The sequence below is a fragment of the Bifidobacterium sp. LH_730 genome, assembly GCF_056355835.1.
Map to the genome: position 1 here is coordinate 41,424 of NZ_JBKETB010000013.1, position 15,393 is coordinate 56,816.

Here is a 15,393-nt window from a genome sequence, read left to right on the forward strand (position 1 = left end):
TCAAACATTCCCATTATTCCAAAAGGGGTAGCCGGGTCGGGGCAGATGATGGATGGTCGAGCGGAGGCGCTCTTTTCCCTGTCATCCTGAGCAAAGTGAGCGCAGCGAACGGAGCCGAAGGATCTCTCCGTCATGATTCTGGGCGATTACCTCTAAATCGGCATCACGCTTCGGTGTATGTTTTGTTGCGCAGCTGCTGTTGCAATTGGGAGAGTTCGAGTTCGTTAACGCCCCAGTTGCGGGTGAGAGTGCAGGAAGGATATTCAAACAGTGCAGTGGCGAGGTCGGATTTGCGCTCGCAAATCATGCGATGGTTGATGGGATTGTAATACACGTCGAAATCGCCGATGTGTCCGCAATCGTGCAGCTCAGTCGTGGAAGCGGACATATCCAAACACTTCCTGCCATGCCACGGTGATGTCCGGAGCGACGGAACGAAGGAAGTCCGCTATGCCTCGGAGTTCCTTCATGGACATATCCGGGCTGGTCTTTTCCAATCGCACGTCGCCGTTTTCCAGTATCCAGAACTTGGCCGCAGACGGGGATTGCTTGCCTCGTGCTACATGCACGTGAATGGGCTCATTGTTCTCGTTGGCCCAGAAGTAGACGAGGAAGCCGCTGATCCTATAGAGCCCAGGCATGGCTGACTCCTCCGCGTTGCGCATAGTCCATGATGGACTTCATGCCGCGAACCGTGCTGATGAGAAACGTCGTTGCTTGGCTGTCACTGAAGCCTGTGTTCTTGACGATACGACCTTCTGGAATGGCCACCTCAAGGTGCCGGTCGCCTTTATCGAAGAATACGAGCACGTTGTTTTCGGGCGTCAGCTCGGAGTGCGTGACCTTGACCCCATCGCCAGTCTCGTAATAATCGAAGATACGCATGACAGACCTCCTACGATTCCAAGTATATTCAGTCCATGCGCTTGTGTGGGTTTGCTCGAAACGAACCAGATGACACAGGGATGACACATACCAGCATCGACACAACCGTTTGTGTCGATTTTATTCCTTAGAAACGTTGAAATGACGCGGTTTTAGTGCTGATACACAAATTCAGCCACAGTACTTTCCGTTTCTCTGTTGAGTGAATAGGGAATCGGTCAAACATTCCCATTATTCCAAAAGGGGTGAACTGGTCGGGGTGGGTGATTTATAGGCGGATCCGTCCGGAGATGGGGTTTCGTTCGATGAACTGTGCCAATGGCGTGGGCTGATCCATGGGATAGAGCCATTCGGCGGCTTCTGGGCAAAGTTGGCGGAATAGGCGCAGGATGATTTCATCGACTTTCGTTGGCAGAAGACTTGTGTCGGTTGGGTTGAATAGGTGTTCGTGATGGGCGACTCGGTTACGCAGCGTGTTGATGGTTTGAATCTCGCGATGTAGTTCGGCGTGGTTGGGTGCCTTTCGGCCAAGCATGGTGGATGCAGGGATCCATAGGTCGCGTTCGTGTGTGCGGTCGGTCATATGCGTCCAGAATCCCAGTGTCATGGATGACAGCACCCGATCTGCCGTGGCCTTGCTTCCCAAAGTGTTCTTAGCTTGGTCGATTTGTTTGCGGTTGATGTGGTTTGAGTCCAGCAGCCGTCCTCCTCCGCTCTTGCGCATGATTGGCCTGCGGGCTGGTGAAGAATCATCAAATAGCCAGTGGGCGGTGCCGTTCCAATGATTGACGATGGCTGTGTCGTATGCGTTTCGCATACCTACTTCAAAATGGGCTAGATCTCTGAGCAAGACCTGCCCTAGAGTGATATTCCACTCGTAAAGCGCAAGCGCGTCCCCGAGATCTCCACTGCATGCGGTGACATAAACATCAAAGCGAGAGGATGACAACCAACTGTCAATCCAGCTTCGACTAAGCGTTGCGGTGTTGGATATCGACGCTCCCCTCTGCGTTGAAGATGAGTGAGCCCCGGTGACTTGAAAATCAGCGGTCATACCGGGGCCATCGCAAATCATTATAGCGATGGCGCTGCGGCACGTATAGCCCGATTGTTCGCTCGGGGCAAATCAGATGGCGACGAAGATTGGGCGAGGTTGCCCTTCGACGATCGTTCCAAGTGAGCTATTCCATCCTGTCGTCCTGGGCGAAGTGAGCGTAGCGAATACGGTCGAAGGGTCTCGTCCCAGCTATCTTGCAATATAAGGCAGTATATGGTATCTTGGAACGCAAGATAGTGGAAGCAAATCGGGAAGGAGGTCGAAATGGCGATGACGCAGAAGCGTATTCCTTCGCAGATGCTTAGGGGAGTGATTGCGGGCTGCATGCTTGCCGTCATCGCGCGGGGGGAGACCTACGGCTACGAGATTTCGCAGAAACTGAGCGACTATGGCTTCGGGGCCATCGCCGAGGGGACGATCTACCCGGTGCTGTTGCGGCTGGAGAAAAACGGCTGCATTGTCGCCAGCTACCGCCCCTCGGAGCTGGGCCCGAAACGCAAGTACTACGCCATCACCCAGCAAGGGGAGTCCGAACTGGCGGACTTCCGCGATGAATTCGGCATGCTGTCCGTCGCCGTGAAGAATCTGCTCACCGATGACAGGCATGTGAACGACGACAATGCAGTATCTGAACAAGGCAAAGGGGCAAGATCATGAGCAGGGCATCACGTCATTTGAGAAAAATCAACAATGCGATGGAAAACCGCATCGACCCGGTGGATTTCGATACGATGACCGGCATCGTCTGCTACCTGCGTTCCACAAGTCTGACCGCCACGCAGCAGGAGGAGGTGCGTCGGGACATCATTGGTATGTTGATTGATGGCCGCCGACGCGGGCAGACGGCAAGCGATGTCATCGGCGGCGATTATCGGGAGTTCTGCGATGCGATTGTGGCGGCCGTCGCGCCGGCGTCTCTCTGGCGTCGAATGTTGGGTTGGATTGGCTTGGCACTCGCTGCCTTAGCGTCGGTGTGTTGGATCATGCTAGTGGTCGGTGTTGTCGATGCGACAAAGCACGGTATGCTGCCGAATGTTCCGGTTCAGGTCGGTTTGCTCGTGGCCTTCGCCATGTATGCCGCGGCTGCGGTGGGCACGGTGCAGGCCCTTTCTCGACATGCGTTTGATTTCGGCTTTACGCATGGTTCCATGAATTGGCGCAAGGTCGCCATCTGGGTGGTGTATTGCCTGATCCTGGGCGTCGGAACGACGATCTCAACTTTCGTCACCACATCGTTCACTGTTCCGGCGATGGCTTTGGCGATAATCGCTGCCGTCCTCACCGCGCTCGCCGTGCTCCTGGATTATCTCCTCTGAGTGGGCCCTGGTGGCTTGAACATCAGCGGTTATGCCGGGGTGCCGGCAGTGGTTGGGGCTAAGCGCCATCGCTCCGCGGGCAAAGCGTGCGCAGTACAATGGGTATCGACGAAGCGGAGGTGAATTATGGATCGCAGACGTGCGGTGGAAGAGGCCATCCATTCGGGGGAGATGGAAGGGGCGTATGTGTCCGATGAATTCCGCGCGGATAGCGATGAATTCGTCCGTGGGACCATGACCATCGAGGAATTGATGCGTCGCGCGTGGCGGCGTAATGATCGCACGCAAGCTCTTGATGCCCATGTCGACTGAACCTCAGGAGGAATTCGTCGACCCCTATATCGACCAGAAAACCGGTGTGCTCGGCAATTTGGTCGGTGCTTCCACATGGGATGAGCTGCGACAGGCGGAAGGTGAGCTTGTCGGCGTTCGTATCCTTGAAATCATCGCCGATCCTCCGTCGGTACGTGACGGTAGCTTGGCTGAATTGCAGGAAATCCATAGGCGGCTGTTCCGAGATGTCTATGCTTGGGCCGGCATGATCCGCACAGTGGAAATTCGTAAGAATACAGAGGGGTCTGCGTTCTTTCTGCCATCGCAGAATATCAGCAGGGGATTGGCGTGGGCACAAAGCGAATTGGCGCGCGACCATATGCTTCGGGGCATGGGGAAGCCGGCGTTTGCACATCGGCTCGCCTACCACTATGACAACTACAACTTCGTTCATCCTTTCAGAGAAGGCAATGGCAGAACCCAGCGCATGTTGTGGACGCTGCTCTGTCATGATGCCGGATACGACCTTGATTGGCGACAGGTCAGTGGCGAGGAGAATGACGAGGCAAGCCGATTGGCTGCCGAGAATCGTGATTTTGCTCCGTTGGAACAGATGTTCAATCGCATTACCGTGCCGTGCGATGACACAAAGCCGATCAACGCCGATTTTGTGACGACCGGACATTTGCGGTAGCTGTGGATAAGGAATCAGACAAACATTCCCGCTGCTCTCAAGAGGCTTTTCGGGGCAGACGGAGAGTCGCGCCGTGTGGTCAGGGTCAATACCGTGCGCAAATTCAAACGCTCTGAATCGGGGCATGCGATTATGCCGTCCGATTGGGACGACCCCGAGGACGCTGTGTATGACAATGCCTGGCATCAGGCCATATGACGTGTGGCTTATGTGGGTTGAATATCCGGATTGTCCGGGGACTAGCAAGCCTCGTCCGGTCGTTGCCACCGGGGTTGACGATGATGCCATATCCGGCATCATCGTCAAGATCTCGAGCAATGGTAATTGATGAGTTTGGTGCTATCCTGCTGCTCGCCTGGCGGGCTATGGGATTGTTGAAGCCGTCCCTCGTCCGGTGCAGGCATCGCTACGAATTTCTGTCCGGAGATCTGTGCGAATGGTTTGCCTCCCTCACGGATGACGATGTCTCACGGGTCGCAGACGGTTTGGGGTCACCAGCGACGCGTGCCCTGCGAGCGAACGCAGTCGAAGGAGCTCGGCGCCCTGCCTGTCGCCCGGTGGGGTGTCGCTCGATTCCGGGCAAATGCTTTATGCGCCCTTATGTCCCGTCTATGCACTGTAACGGATATTGAACGCTCGAATCACTGCATTGCTTCCGCCGCGCGGGAAATCTCGTCGACGAGCGAGTCCATCCATTCCAGCAGGTCGTTATGGTTTCGGGGCATTTGTTCGGTGAGTCCGACGATGGGCACGTTCGCATGCTTGGCAGCGTCGGTGAGTTGTGCGGTCGTGGAATCGGCTTCCTGGGAATTGACGACGAGGAGCTTGATGTCGCCCGAACCAAGGGTTTCGGCGAATTGCTGAAGGTCCGATGGGCTGGGTTCGGATTCGTTGGCCGCGGCCTTGGCGTAGCCGGATGGCGTGGCGTCGCTCATGCCTAGATCGTCGGCAAGATACCAGGCCACGGATTCGGTGGCGGCATAGTCGAGACCTTTGAGTTTGTCGGAGGCACCGTCGATCTTTGCCTCAAGCGCATCGGATTTCCTGTGCCACGCTTCGTTGAGCTTGTCGAATTGCGCTTTGTTCTCGGGGTTTGCCTTGATATAGGCGTTGGTGATGGCGTCGGCTGTGGCGTTGCGCACTGCGGAGGAGAACCAGACGTGCGGGTTGTCGCCGTCTTTGATATTGCATGTCCGCGCTGCGTCCACCACATCGGCGTCGGTGTGTCCGGCGGCCTTGGAGGCCCATGAATCGTAATCGGCGCCGTTCACCACCGCGACCTGCGCCTTGGTGAATGTGGCCACGTCGGATGCGGTGGGCTCGTAACCATGCGCTTCGACGTTGGTGTTGGTCATGATGTCGGTGACCCTCACCAGATCGCCGCCGAGGTCTCTGGCCACCGATCCCCATTGGTTGATGGATGCGACGACGTTGATCGTCGCTTCGTCGTCGTCAGGGTTTGCGCTTGTGGCGGTGGAGCTGCCTCCGCAGGCTGCCAGTGAGGCGAGCAGGACGATTGCCGTCCCGGCTGAGAAAGCGTGTTTTGCGATGGTCGTTATGGACATGATGCATCCCTTCTGTGTTTGGTCGGACCGTTGTCGTCCGCGTCCTCATAATACAATAATGAGAATCATTATCAAATAAAAGGGATGGTGTGTCGAAAGGCGAATGCGTGGCGGTCGTTGCAAGTGAGATAGTTCCGGTTCGTTGGCGCTCCGGTTATGGGCGAGGATGCATGAAAGATATTCGAACAGCGCGGTTGCGGGGTCGGTTTTGCGCTCGCGGATCATGCGGTGGTTGACGGGGTTGTGATATACGCCGAAATCGTCGATTCGACCGCATTCAAGTAGTTCGGTCGTGGAAGCGGGCGTGGCCGAACTGCTTTCTGCCGTTCTGTGTCATTCCTTGCCGAGTAGCCAATCGATTACGTTGATATGGCGGATGCCTTGGTAATCGCCTAGTCCGATGCGGTCCAACGTGAGCAGTGTCTTGGGATGGTTGTCCCGTAACGCTCGCAGGGGTGCGAGTTCCCGCTCCAGCGTTCGGGGATCCAGCACGGACTGCGATACTTGGTAGTAGTTTGTGCCGTCTGTTCCCTCGGTGACAAAATCCACCTCTTTGGTCGCCCATTTGCCTGTCGCGACCGACGCATTGCGTCGTAGCAGCTCCAAATACACGACGTTTTCCAGTCGGTGCCCAAGATCTCCCTGTGATTTACCGAGGAGCCAGGTGCGGAACCCCAGGTCGCCCAGATACAGCTTCTCTTCGGTCGAAAGCCAAGCCTTGCCCTGTAGGTCGTAGCGTCGCGAGCGGAACATCAGATAATTCTCTGTCATGGCCGAAATGTACGAACTGACCGTGGTGGGAGAGATCTTCCGTCCGCTTGCCTTCAACGAGCCGGCAATGCTGTTGAGTGAATTGGCATTGCCGATATTGTCGGCCAGAAAAGCGGCGACGTCGTTGAACGCGCGCATGTCCATGCGCGGATTGCGTTTGGCGACATCCGCCACGAGGATGGTGTTGAACACTCCTCCCAAGTAATCGGAGAGATCCTGCGGGTCCTCCAGATTCGTCGCATAGGGCAGCCCGCCATAGGTGAGGTATCGTTCGAAACTGGTCTCCACGGTTTCTCGCGCGCCCATTGCGGTCGTTTGCCTTGCGGCGCGGAATTCGGCGAACGACAGTGGCAGCATGCGTAGTTCCACATACCGTCCGGTCAATAATGTCGCTAGTTCGCTGGACAGCAGTTCGGCGTTGGATCCGGTGATGTAGAGATCCACATCGTCGCGCACGTATAACCCATCCACCGCCCGTTCGAAGTGCTCGACGTGCTGGATTTCGTCGAGGAACACGTAGTTGGTGCCGCTGGGGGAAAGCCGTGAAACGATGGAATCGTACAGTTGCTGGGGGTCTCTCGGATGACGCTCGGACAAATCCTCGAAATTGATGGAGATGATATGGCTCGAGTCGATTCCGCTGTCGCGCAGCTCGCGCTGGAAGAGGCGCAGTATCGTCGATTTGCCGCAACGCCTCAGCCCGGTGACGACTTTGATGACATCCCGGTCTTTCCACCGGCGCAACCAATCGGTATAGCTTGGTCTCGCCACGAGCTGATTGGATGCGGTGTCCATGTCACAGCCTCCCTCGGTGTTCGCCATGTGTCTTTTTATCTATTATTTTGGATAAAACTGCTATGAAAAGCTATTTTATCCAATAAATTGGATGAAATAAGCTTTGGGGTGAATTTCATCCAGTGAATTGCATGCCGGTGCCTCCAGTTAGCTTGCAATATAAGGTAGTTTGTGGTGTCTTGGAAAAAGATAGAGGAGAACTGAGTTAGGCAAAGGGGCGACGAATGGAACAAAAACACATCCCCTCGCAGATGCTCAAGGGAGTGATCTCTGGTTGCATGCTCGTCGTGCTCCCGGACTACTGGCTCTGAATGAGCGGTGCCATAAGTTGGCACATGCAAAAGAGGCCGGTTCGAACCGGCCTCTTTTGTTGAACCCTGGATTGAGTCCGTCAGCTGGTCAGGCCCTCGGCCGGCGCGATAGCGGTGGCGTGGTTCGCGGGGATGGCGGAGGCGAGGAGCGACGCGGCGAGGATGACCGGCACGAGCACGCCGATCTGCATCCAAGGCATGGCGATGGTGAATCGGTCGGTCATACCGCCGACCTGCGCCTTGACGCCGGCGATGCCAAGAGGCATACCGACCGCCAGTCCCACGAGTGTGCCGATGATGGTCAGGACAAGCGCCTCCCAGGCGATGGAGAGCCGTACGACACCTCGTCTGGCGCCCAAGGCGCGCAGCATGCTGATTTCGGCACGACGTTCGGCCACGGACAGGGCGAGTTGGTTGGCCAGTCCGGTCAGGCTGATGATGACGGTGATGGCAAGCATCGCATAGGAGAGCATGAGCAGCATGTCGAGCACGCTCATGATGTCGTTGCTTTCGGCGATGCCGCCGCCGACGGTTGCGTTCGGATCGGCCACGGCGAGCTGATTGACCTGTTCGGCAAGCCGGCCGCGGTCGATGCCGTCGGCTGCCTTGAACCAGATCATGCTGGTCGAGAGAGCCTGTTCGATGCCGGCACGGGCGTCCTCCGGAAGGGTGGCGAGCGTCGAGTCGGTGACGACGATGGCTAGACGCGGCGATTCGGCCAGTTGCGAGGGGCGAACCTTCAGACTCAGCTGTGTGCCGGCGACGGTAAGGTCGATGCCGTCGCCTTCGCCGATGCCGATGGTGCTCATATAGCGGGGATGCGCGAGCGCCATCGGCTCCGAAGACGAGCCCGATCCGCCCTTCGGATCGATTTGGCCGAAGGTGGTCATCGCCTCGTCCGGCACGACCTCCAGAACGACCGGTGTGGTTTTGCCGCCGTCCGGAGCCTGATCGATGGCGGCCGTGCGCACGGGATAGGACGCCTTGGCGTCGCCGATCTGGGAGCGGCGGTCGAGTACCCTGCCGGACAGGGGGCTGCCGTCGGGCGTGTAGAGGGCCGCGGTGATGGGGTAGCGTTCGTCGTTGTCGGCGGCGATGGTGGCGGTGCCGGTGGTCGCCGCTGAAGACAGCGCGGCGATGAGGCTGATGCCGAAGGCCATCGCGGTGATGGTCGCGCCCGCCCGCTGTGGATTGGCCGCCATGCTGGATGCGGCGAGACGGCCCGACAGCCCGCATGCGGACAGCATGCGTGCGATGGCGGGCATGACGAGTGTCGTGAGCCTCGGCAGCGCGAGCAATAGTCCGGTCGCCAACGCCAGTCCGCCGATCAACGCGGCGGGCATCTGGTTCATGGTTGCGCCCAGCGACAACAGCGCCGCTCCGAGCGTGGCGAATGCCGTGCCGATGACGAGGATCAATATCATGCGACGCTGCGATGCGGGAGCGCCGAGGGATGTCTCGCCGGCGGCGGCACCTTGCAATGCTTGGACGGGTGGGATTCGGGTGGCGTGGCGCACGGTCATCCATGCCGCCGCGACGGTCGCCGCGACGGTGAGCAGCAACGCGCCGGCCAACAGCGCCGGATTGGCGGCGAATCCGCCGAACGCCTGTCCCGTCGCGACCATCGCCGCATATCCGCCGCCCAGTCCGATCGCACCGCCTGCGATGGTTCCGATCAGTCCCACGATCAGCGCCTCGCATAACACCAACGAACGCACATTCGCACGGCGCGCGCCGATGAGACGCAGCATGGCGATGTCGTGGGTGCGTTGCGCAATCAGGGTCTTGTAGGTGCTGGAGATCACCATCATAGCGGCGAACAGGGCGATGAGCGCGAACACGGCCATGATGACGGTCAGCTGGGTGCTGCCGCCCGCCAGGCGGGACGCCGACTGCCTGGCCAGCTCTTCGCCGGTGTAGGCGGCCACGCCCGCCGACTTGGCGGCGTCCGCTATCTTGGCGGTGATCCCGTCGGTTTCCGATGGGTCGGCGAGCTTGACGAACAGTTCCGTGGGCGTTGCACCGGCGAAGAAGCTCGGGGCGGCATACATCGCGTAATCGGTTCCGGTGAATGGTTTGAACTTGACGTCGTTGATTCCGCTGACCGTTGCCGTGCGCTCCGTGCCATCGTCGGTTTTCAGTGTGACGGTGTCGCCGACTCCGACTCCCAGTTGGTCGGCCGTGTCCTGCGAGATGACGATCTGATTGTCGCCCTTCGGCCAATCGCCTTGTTCGAGAGAAAACCAACGCAGCGATGCGGAGTCCGCGATGCTGGTGATGGTCGCCACGCCGCGCGCCTTCGAGCCATATGCGGTGTAAGTGGCGGCAAGATAAGGCGCTGTGGACTTCACTTCGGAATCCACATCGGCCTTGTCAAGCACATCCTCGGCCCATGTCGGAGACAAGTCCGTCAGATTGGCATCGCCGGGATCAATGACTGCGTCCACTGGCTCCAAAGGGGCGGCCGTGGTCGCCCGCATGCTTGCGGTCGAGGTGGCGGAGAACACAACGGTGCCGGCAAGCATCGCCGCCGATAGCATCACTGCCAGCAGCACGGATAGTAGTCGTGACGGCGCGTGGCGGAACTGCGCCCAAGCCAGCCGCATCATCGTGCATCCTCCCGGTTCGACTCGACCTTACCGACGGTGGACAGGGGAGCGGGCACGGATACGTCACCGGAAGCGGGATCGGCGCTCTGTTCCAGCACGCGCACCACATCCACCGCGGCCGGATGCTTGATGTCGGCGGCGATCGCACCGTCGCGCACCACTAAGGCGCGGTCCGCATATGCGGCCGCGTTGGGATCGTGCGTGACCATCACGATCGTCTGTCCGCGGCGCGAAGCCATATCGCACAATATCGCCAGCAACTGGCGTGACGACTTGACGTCCAATGCGCCGGTCGGCTCATCCGCGAACACCACCGCGGGGCGGCCCACCAGCGCCCGGGCCACGGCCACGCGCTGCCGCTGCCCTCCGCTCATCTCCTGCGGCCTGTGGCCGAGACGGTTTTCGATGCCCAGCTCACGCGCGATGGTCCGCACGGCCACGTGATCCGGGCGTTTCTTGCGCAGCGTGTAGGTCAGTTCGATGTTCTGCTCCGCCGTCAGATATGGCAGCAGGTTGAAGTCCTGGAAAATGAACCCGATCCGGTCTCGTCTCAGATCCGACAGCGCGTCGTCGGACAGCGTGGAGATATCGGTTCCCGCCACGAACACCTTGCCCGCCGATGGAGTGTCCAGTCCCGCGAGCAAATGCAGCAGCGTCGTCTTGCCCGAGCCCGACGGACCCACGATCGCTGTGAACCTGCCTTGTTCGAACTTGGCCGAGACGCCGGCCACGGCCACGGTCGCGGACGGGCCCGAGCCATACGTCTTGCGCACGTCGCGCGCCTCCACCGCTGCGATTCCGGTCATTCCTGCATTGGATTCACTATTGGTGAACATATGCCCTCCCATATGATTTTTGAAAAACCGTCCCAACTTCAACGGTCACCCACACGGTACGGTCGCCGTTCCCGTGCGGGGCATCGTTCGATGGGATGCTTCTGATCCGCCGCTCACCCCTGGGAATGAACGCGCGCAGCCGGATATCATGCCGGGGGATGAGCGTCACTTCGCGGGCGGTGGTGGGAAGCGAACGGCTGCGCGTAGATATCCATATAGTGAGCATATGTTCAATATTTGAAATATTTGATATCGTGCGCTCGCCGGCCCCCTAGCATCGTGCGCATGCGATGGGATGCGAAGGCATATGACGCCGTCCACGGGTTCGTCAGTGACTATGGGCGGTTGTTGGAACAGTTGGTTCCGTTGGGAACGCGAACGCTTCTGGACTTGGGTTGCGGCACTGGCACCCTGACCGCCGAGTTGGCGGGGGCGGTGGAGCATGTGATTGGTCTTGACTCTTCTCCGGCGATGATTGAGGAGGCCCGCCGGCTGCATCCCGGCATCGACTTCCGGATCGGCGACGCCTGTGCGCTGACATTCGAGCATGAGTTCGATGTGGTGTTCTCCAACGCGGTGTTCCGCTGGATCGCCGATCATCATGCGTTGCTGCGCGGCATCCACCGCGCCCTGCGCCCCGGAGGACTGCTGGTGTGTGAATTCGGGGCTTGCGGCAACATCGCGCGTATCGAGGCCGCGGTGGACGCCGCGCTGTCGCGACGTGGCCTCGCACGCCTCCAGCGATTCAATTTCCCGACGGATGAGACCTTCCGCGCATGTCTGGCTCAGGCAGGGTTCCGTGATCTGGCCGTGCGATCATATGACCGGCCGACGCCGTTGAACAACGGGCGCGGGGGACTCGGCCTGTGGCTGCGTCAGTTCCATGCCGCCGATCTGGAATCCCTGCCCGACGAAGGACAAGCCGAGCTGATCGCCGAGGTCGAGACGGATCTCGAGCCGACATTGTGGGATGCCCGGGCTGACCGATGGGTCGCCGACTACCGACGTATCCGCGCCGTCGCCACTGCCAGCGCCGAACCAACGTTTGGGTCGCTGGCATAACGAAACGACGCCTTGACGTCGTCCATTTCTCCCACGCACCACGGTCTCATTGCTGGTCGCTTGGTCTCCAAAGTGGCCAAGCGCGGCGTTCCTTTCGGTCACTGTGGGGAAACGTTTAATGGACGAGTTCGCGCTGTGTGGCGGGGGAGTGGACGGTGCCATCGATAGTGTCATAGGGATAGCACAGGTCATAGAGGTTGTTCGTTCCGATGTCGATATGTCCTTGGTCCCAGGTGAGGATGCCGTGGTCGATTGCGAAGTCGTCGAATATCGCTTGATTGTGCAACGGCTCATAAACCGGTTTGTCCCACAGCCGTGTTCCGTCGAAGACGCGGGTCTCGCCGTTGGAGAAGGTGACGAGCATCATCCAATCGTTGGTCACCCGGGCGGCGGTCACTTTGAGCTCCGGCACGGTTTCGCCAGCGTACATGATGCCGTTCAATTCGTACATGATGGTCCTTTCGCCAACGTTGTTTCAGGACAGCGGTGCCACGCGATCGAAAGGCTTGCTCGCCACCGCGTTGTTCCATGCCGCGTATATTTCGTCCTCGTGCAGAACCAGCCAGGCAACAACCAGCTTGATGATGATTCCGTAGAATCTACTCAATTCCGGCATGGCGGGCCTCCCAACGTCGAGATCATGCTGATATCCAGTGTAGCCATTCATGCCGGGCCATCATTTGCGCGGTGCCAGTACAACTACGTATGATGCGGATGTCACCCGAGCGCAGAACCCAGCAGGAATTTGATCTCGGCGAAGAACTCGCGGACCATGTTGTTGACCAGCATGTCGGGCGGGGAGCCGGCGGGGAGACCCTGCGCCTGCGGCAGGCCATTTGCATGCGCGATCTGCAGGGCGCGGAACATATGGAAATTATTGGTGACTAGCCCCACGGAGACGTTCTTGACATTGGTGCCGGTGCTGGAGCCGTTGCCGCTGTCATGCGCCGTTTCGTTGATGAGCTTCACGCTATTGCGGATATTCTCCTCGGTGGTCGTGGACTTGTCTTCTTGAACGATGCGTTTGCCATCGATGCCGTGCTCCTCAAGATACTCCGCCATGCCCTGTGATTCGGGGAACGGTTCGTTGGCGCCCTGCCCGCCCGAGACGATGCATGTGGCGTCCGGATTCGCCTCGAGATATTCGATGGCCTTGTCCAACCGATAGCGCAGCACGCGGCTCGGTCCGCTCTCACGCACCTGCGCGCCGAGCACGATCACGTAATCCAGCCCGGGCTCCGCCGTCGCATTCATCGCCGCGATGATGCGAGCCTCGACCGCGCCGAAGCACACCAGTCCGACCGCCAGCAGCGCGATGATCGCATTACGCGCGATCTTTGGCATCAGCGCCCACCAATGGAACCAGAAGCTCAGCCCAAGTATGACAAACAATGCGGCGAACGCCATCCACACCAGCCAGAAACTCGTCCCGGAATGCGTGCCCAGCACCGCCAACCCATATGCCACGCATGCCAGCGCCAGAACCAGACAGATGACGAGAAGAATACGGTCGACGGCATTGGTCATGATGGCGGTCCTTTCAGGATATCGCACCCAGTGTAATGCCGTTGCGTTGCCGCTCACCGCGGATGACCTTCGTCGTGAGAGCATGGCGTCGGGTCCGCGGAGACCGCTAATGTGAGACACATGACATATGGGAATTGCGATTGCGCATGGGGCACGCGGGTGCGTGGCCTCAATATTCCCATGGCTCAAAAATGCGGCATTTGGCGTTTTCCGGGGAGTAGTGTATCCATTTTCGGCTGATTGAGGCTTTTTGAGAGCCTGTTGAGCCGTTATACGAACCTTGGAACGCCGCTCCCATTCCGCTGTCATCGTTCGGACAATCTTGGAATGGAAACGTCATGCTTTCGTATTTTGGGCATTCTTCAACCCGTCGGGGCGCCGCGCCCGCGTTCAACCTGCGGCTCTATTGTGTGTTCCTTGCCTCCACCGGCTTCGCGCTCGACCGCACGCTGTTTCTGGTCTATATGACCGAACGCGGGCTCGATGTGCGCCAAGCCGCGCTTTGCGAGGCGATCTTCCAGCTGGCGGTGGTCGTTTTCGAGGTGCCGACCGGCTGGGTGTCCGACCGTTTCGGGCGCAAGATCTCGATTGGCTGCGGCATCGCGCTGCTCGGCCTCTATCATCTCGCGATGTTGGCCTCCGGCGGCTTCGCGGCTTTCGCCGGGTCGATGGCGCTGTGCGCGATGGCACACACTTTCCTGTCTGGATCCGACACCTCGTTGCTGTACGAGATGGTCGAGCGGAGCGAAGGGCGCGAACGATATCTGTCGTTTAGTTCGAAGGCGCTCGCCGGCCAGCAGATCATGCTGGGAGTCTCGGCCGTGCTCGGCGCGCTGCTGGCGAGCTGGTCATGGGCGGCGCTGTATCTCGGTATGGCGGCGTTCAGTATCGTGCAATTGGCGATGCTGGCGTTGGCGCGCGAGCCGGCGGGGGAGTCGGAGTCGGTTTCAGGCACGGCGGGAACGACTGAGACCGGGCGTTCGAAGACTTCGGCGGCCACATTCTCCGCAACCTCAACCGCGTCATGTCCGGCCTCTCGTCGCAGCCTGCTCCTGCGCGCGACCCATTGGACGACCTTCGCGCCGGCGTGGCTGTTCGTCGCATTCCTGGCCGTGACCGCGGCGCTGGATCAGACAGCGATGAGCTATTCGATGTCATCGTCGATGATTCTGGATCAGGTCGGTGTGGCTTTGCCGCTGATCGGACTGTTCGCGGGCGGCAGTCAGCTCATCAATGCCGCCGCCTATCTCTGCGCCAACCGGCTGGCCCGGCGTTTCGGGCGTCGGCGCGTGTTCATCTGGACGTCGATTGCGTTGGCAGCCGTATTCGCGACATTGCCGGTCGCGGCAGTGTTCTCCCCATTGGCGTTGCTGGTGGCGAGCCTGCCCGCGCTGTTCATGCCCGAGTTGCTGTATGCGATCGTCGAAAGCATCGCACAGGACCATCTGGTCAACGCCACCCGCGCCCGAGTGCTCTCCGCGCTCTCGATGATGGAATCACTCTACGGCTTCGGCGTCTACGCCGTGCTCGGCGCATCGCTCCAGCTCTGGGGCGTGCCACAGGCCCTGGCCTTGCTCGCCGGCGTCATCGCCGTGCTGACGATCGCCGCGCTCGCCGGCCTGCGCTGGGCGCGCAGCCAGGGCATCGCCAAGAACCGCGCCGAATAAGAACGATCATCGACCGGCTGCTGGC

General features: G+C 59.5%; 17 protein-coding genes. 6 read left to right on the forward strand and 11 right to left on the reverse strand.

The window, feature by feature from the left end:
* Positions 1-163 precede the first annotated feature (163 nt).
* The 4 genes from AC1AUD_RS11940 to AC1AUD_RS11955 all read right to left on the reverse strand — a co-directional run bounded on the left by AC1AUD_RS11940 (position 164) and on the right by AC1AUD_RS11955 (position 1,939).
* Entirely contained in the window at positions 164-388 is a 225-nt protein-coding gene (locus tag AC1AUD_RS11940) for a hypothetical protein (protein ID WP_476574598.1), read from the reverse strand.
* Positions 369-641 carry a DUF4160 domain-containing protein gene (locus AC1AUD_RS11945; RefSeq protein WP_476574599.1) on the reverse strand — a complete coding sequence of 91 codons (273 nt, stop codon included), beginning with the start codon at positions 639-641 and terminating at the stop codon, positions 369-371. The genes AC1AUD_RS11940 and AC1AUD_RS11945 overlap by 20 nt, the downstream gene beginning before the upstream one ends.
* Positions 625-885: a hypothetical protein gene (locus AC1AUD_RS11950; RefSeq protein WP_476574600.1), complete on the reverse strand. Its 261-nt coding sequence runs from the start codon at positions 883-885 to the stop codon at positions 625-627. The genes AC1AUD_RS11945 and AC1AUD_RS11950 overlap by 17 nt, the downstream gene beginning before the upstream one ends.
* A gap of 268 nt (positions 886-1,153) precedes the next feature.
* The gene (locus tag AC1AUD_RS11955; RefSeq protein WP_476574601.1) at positions 1,154-1,939 is read right to left on the reverse strand and encodes an Abi family protein; all 786 of its coding nucleotides are present in this window, start codon (positions 1,937-1,939) and stop codon (positions 1,154-1,156) included.
* 267 nt (positions 1,940-2,206) lie between these two features.
* On the opposite strand from AC1AUD_RS11955, the gene AC1AUD_RS11960 reads away from it, so the two are divergent.
* From AC1AUD_RS11960 to AC1AUD_RS11975, 4 genes are all read left to right on the forward strand, one after another.
* Positions 2,207-2,599 (forward strand): PadR family transcriptional regulator, encoded by a 393-nt coding sequence (locus tag AC1AUD_RS11960; protein WP_476574602.1) that lies wholly within the window; start codon positions 2,207-2,209, stop codon positions 2,597-2,599.
* Entirely contained in the window at positions 2,596-3,258 is a 663-nt protein-coding gene (locus tag AC1AUD_RS11965; protein WP_476574603.1) for a hypothetical protein, read from the forward strand. The genes AC1AUD_RS11960 and AC1AUD_RS11965 overlap by 4 nt, the downstream gene beginning before the upstream one ends.
* Positions 3,259-3,384: 126 nt before the next feature.
* The gene (locus AC1AUD_RS11970; protein WP_476574604.1) at positions 3,385-3,570 is read left to right on the forward strand and encodes an antitoxin VbhA family protein; all 186 of its coding nucleotides are present in this window, start codon (positions 3,385-3,387) and stop codon (positions 3,568-3,570) included.
* On the forward strand, positions 3,533-4,225 hold the full coding sequence (locus AC1AUD_RS11975; RefSeq protein WP_476574605.1) for a Fic/DOC family protein: 693 nt from the start codon (positions 3,533-3,535) through the stop codon (positions 4,223-4,225). The genes AC1AUD_RS11970 and AC1AUD_RS11975 overlap by 38 nt, the downstream gene beginning before the upstream one ends.
* Positions 4,226-4,866: 641 nt before the next feature.
* On the opposite strand, the gene AC1AUD_RS11980 is transcribed toward AC1AUD_RS11975, so the two are convergent.
* The 4 genes from AC1AUD_RS11980 to AC1AUD_RS11995 form a co-directional block, all read right to left on the reverse strand.
* On the reverse strand, positions 4,867-5,790 hold the full coding sequence (locus AC1AUD_RS11980; RefSeq protein ID WP_476574606.1) for a metal ABC transporter solute-binding protein, Zn/Mn family: 924 nt from the start codon (positions 5,788-5,790) through the stop codon (positions 4,867-4,869).
* Positions 5,791-6,123: 333 nt separating this feature from the next.
* Positions 6,124-7,356, reverse strand: coding sequence for an ATP-binding protein (locus AC1AUD_RS11985; protein WP_476574607.1), 1,233 nt, complete (start codon positions 7,354-7,356; stop codon positions 6,124-6,126).
* 391 nt (positions 7,357-7,747) lie between these two features.
* Positions 7,748-10,276 carry an FtsX-like permease family protein gene (locus tag AC1AUD_RS11990; RefSeq protein ID WP_476574608.1) on the reverse strand — a complete coding sequence of 843 codons (2,529 nt, stop codon included), beginning with the start codon at positions 10,274-10,276 and terminating at the stop codon, positions 7,748-7,750.
* Complete coding sequence (locus AC1AUD_RS11995) at positions 10,273-11,082, reverse strand: ABC transporter ATP-binding protein (RefSeq protein ID WP_476574609.1); 810 nt, start codon at positions 11,080-11,082, stop codon at positions 10,273-10,275. The genes AC1AUD_RS11990 and AC1AUD_RS11995 overlap by 4 nt, the downstream gene beginning before the upstream one ends.
* A 315-nt stretch (positions 11,083-11,397) precedes the next feature.
* Between AC1AUD_RS11995 and AC1AUD_RS12000 the strand changes: the two genes are divergently transcribed.
* The gene (locus AC1AUD_RS12000) at positions 11,398-12,174 is read left to right on the forward strand and encodes a class I SAM-dependent methyltransferase (protein ID WP_476574610.1); all 777 of its coding nucleotides are present in this window, start codon (positions 11,398-11,400) and stop codon (positions 12,172-12,174) included.
* A 115-nt stretch (positions 12,175-12,289) separates the two neighbouring features.
* Here the strand turns inward: AC1AUD_RS12000 and AC1AUD_RS12005 are convergent, their stop codons facing one another.
* Genes AC1AUD_RS12005 through AC1AUD_RS12015 form a run of 3 tightly spaced genes read right to left on the reverse strand, consistent with a single transcriptional unit; the run spans position 12,290 to position 13,701 of the window.
* Positions 12,290-12,625, reverse strand: a complete 336-nt coding sequence (locus AC1AUD_RS12005) for a DUF2442 domain-containing protein (protein WP_476574611.1) — start codon at positions 12,623-12,625, stop codon at positions 12,290-12,292.
* Positions 12,626-12,649: 24 nt separating this feature from the next.
* Positions 12,650-12,841, reverse strand: a complete 192-nt coding sequence (locus tag AC1AUD_RS12010; protein ID WP_476574612.1) for a hypothetical protein — start codon at positions 12,839-12,841, stop codon at positions 12,650-12,652.
* 50 nt (positions 12,842-12,891) lie between these two features.
* The gene (locus AC1AUD_RS12015; RefSeq protein ID WP_476574613.1) at positions 12,892-13,701 is read right to left on the reverse strand and encodes a YdcF family protein; all 810 of its coding nucleotides are present in this window, start codon (positions 13,699-13,701) and stop codon (positions 12,892-12,894) included.
* 338 nt (positions 13,702-14,039) lie between these two features.
* On the opposite strand from AC1AUD_RS12015, the gene AC1AUD_RS12020 reads away from it, so the two are divergent.
* Entirely contained in the window at positions 14,040-15,368 is a 1,329-nt protein-coding gene (locus tag AC1AUD_RS12020) for an MFS transporter (RefSeq protein ID WP_476574614.1), read from the forward strand.
* The last annotated feature ends 25 nt before the right edge of the window (positions 15,369-15,393 follow it).

Bases quoted from the DNA above. Each gene is read 5' to 3' on its own strand.
- AC1AUD_RS11940 (WP_476574598.1), bottom strand. From the start codon at position 388: ATGTCCGCTTCCACGACTGAGCTGCACGATTGCGGACACATCGGCGAT.
- AC1AUD_RS11945 (WP_476574599.1), bottom strand. From the start codon at position 641: ATGCCTGGGCTCTATAGGATCAGCGGCTTCCTCGTCTACTTCTGGGCC.
- AC1AUD_RS11950 (WP_476574600.1), bottom strand. From the start codon at position 885: ATGCGTATCTTCGATTATTACGAGACTGGCGATGGGGTCAAGGTCACG.
- AC1AUD_RS11955 (WP_476574601.1), bottom strand. From the start codon at position 1,939: ATGACCGCTGATTTTCAAGTCACCGGGGCTCACTCATCTTCAACGCAG.
- AC1AUD_RS11960 (WP_476574602.1), top strand. From the start codon at position 2,207: ATGGCGATGACGCAGAAGCGTATTCCTTCGCAGATGCTTAGGGGAGTG.
- AC1AUD_RS11965 (WP_476574603.1), top strand. From the start codon at position 2,596: ATGAGCAGGGCATCACGTCATTTGAGAAAAATCAACAATGCGATGGAA.
- AC1AUD_RS11970 (WP_476574604.1), top strand. From the start codon at position 3,385: ATGGATCGCAGACGTGCGGTGGAAGAGGCCATCCATTCGGGGGAGATG.
- AC1AUD_RS11975 (WP_476574605.1), top strand. From the start codon at position 3,533: ATGATCGCACGCAAGCTCTTGATGCCCATGTCGACTGAACCTCAGGAG.
- AC1AUD_RS11980 (WP_476574606.1), bottom strand. From the start codon at position 5,790: ATGTCCATAACGACCATCGCAAAACACGCTTTCTCAGCCGGGACGGCA.
- AC1AUD_RS11985 (WP_476574607.1), bottom strand. From the start codon at position 7,356: ATGGACACCGCATCCAATCAGCTCGTGGCGAGACCAAGCTATACCGAT.
- AC1AUD_RS11990 (WP_476574608.1), bottom strand. From the start codon at position 10,276: ATGATGCGGCTGGCTTGGGCGCAGTTCCGCCACGCGCCGTCACGACTA.
- AC1AUD_RS11995 (WP_476574609.1), bottom strand. From the start codon at position 11,082: ATGACCGGAATCGCAGCGGTGGAGGCGCGCGACGTGCGCAAGACGTAT.
- AC1AUD_RS12000 (WP_476574610.1), top strand. From the start codon at position 11,398: ATGCGATGGGATGCGAAGGCATATGACGCCGTCCACGGGTTCGTCAGT.
- AC1AUD_RS12005 (WP_476574611.1), bottom strand. From the start codon at position 12,625: ATGTACGAATTGAACGGCATCATGTACGCTGGCGAAACCGTGCCGGAG.
- AC1AUD_RS12010 (WP_476574612.1), bottom strand. From the start codon at position 12,841: ATGAATGGCTACACTGGATATCAGCATGATCTCGACGTTGGGAGGCCC.
- AC1AUD_RS12015 (WP_476574613.1), bottom strand. From the start codon at position 13,701: ATGACCAATGCCGTCGACCGTATTCTTCTCGTCATCTGTCTGGTTCTG.
- AC1AUD_RS12020 (WP_476574614.1), top strand. From the start codon at position 14,040: ATGCTTTCGTATTTTGGGCATTCTTCAACCCGTCGGGGCGCCGCGCCC.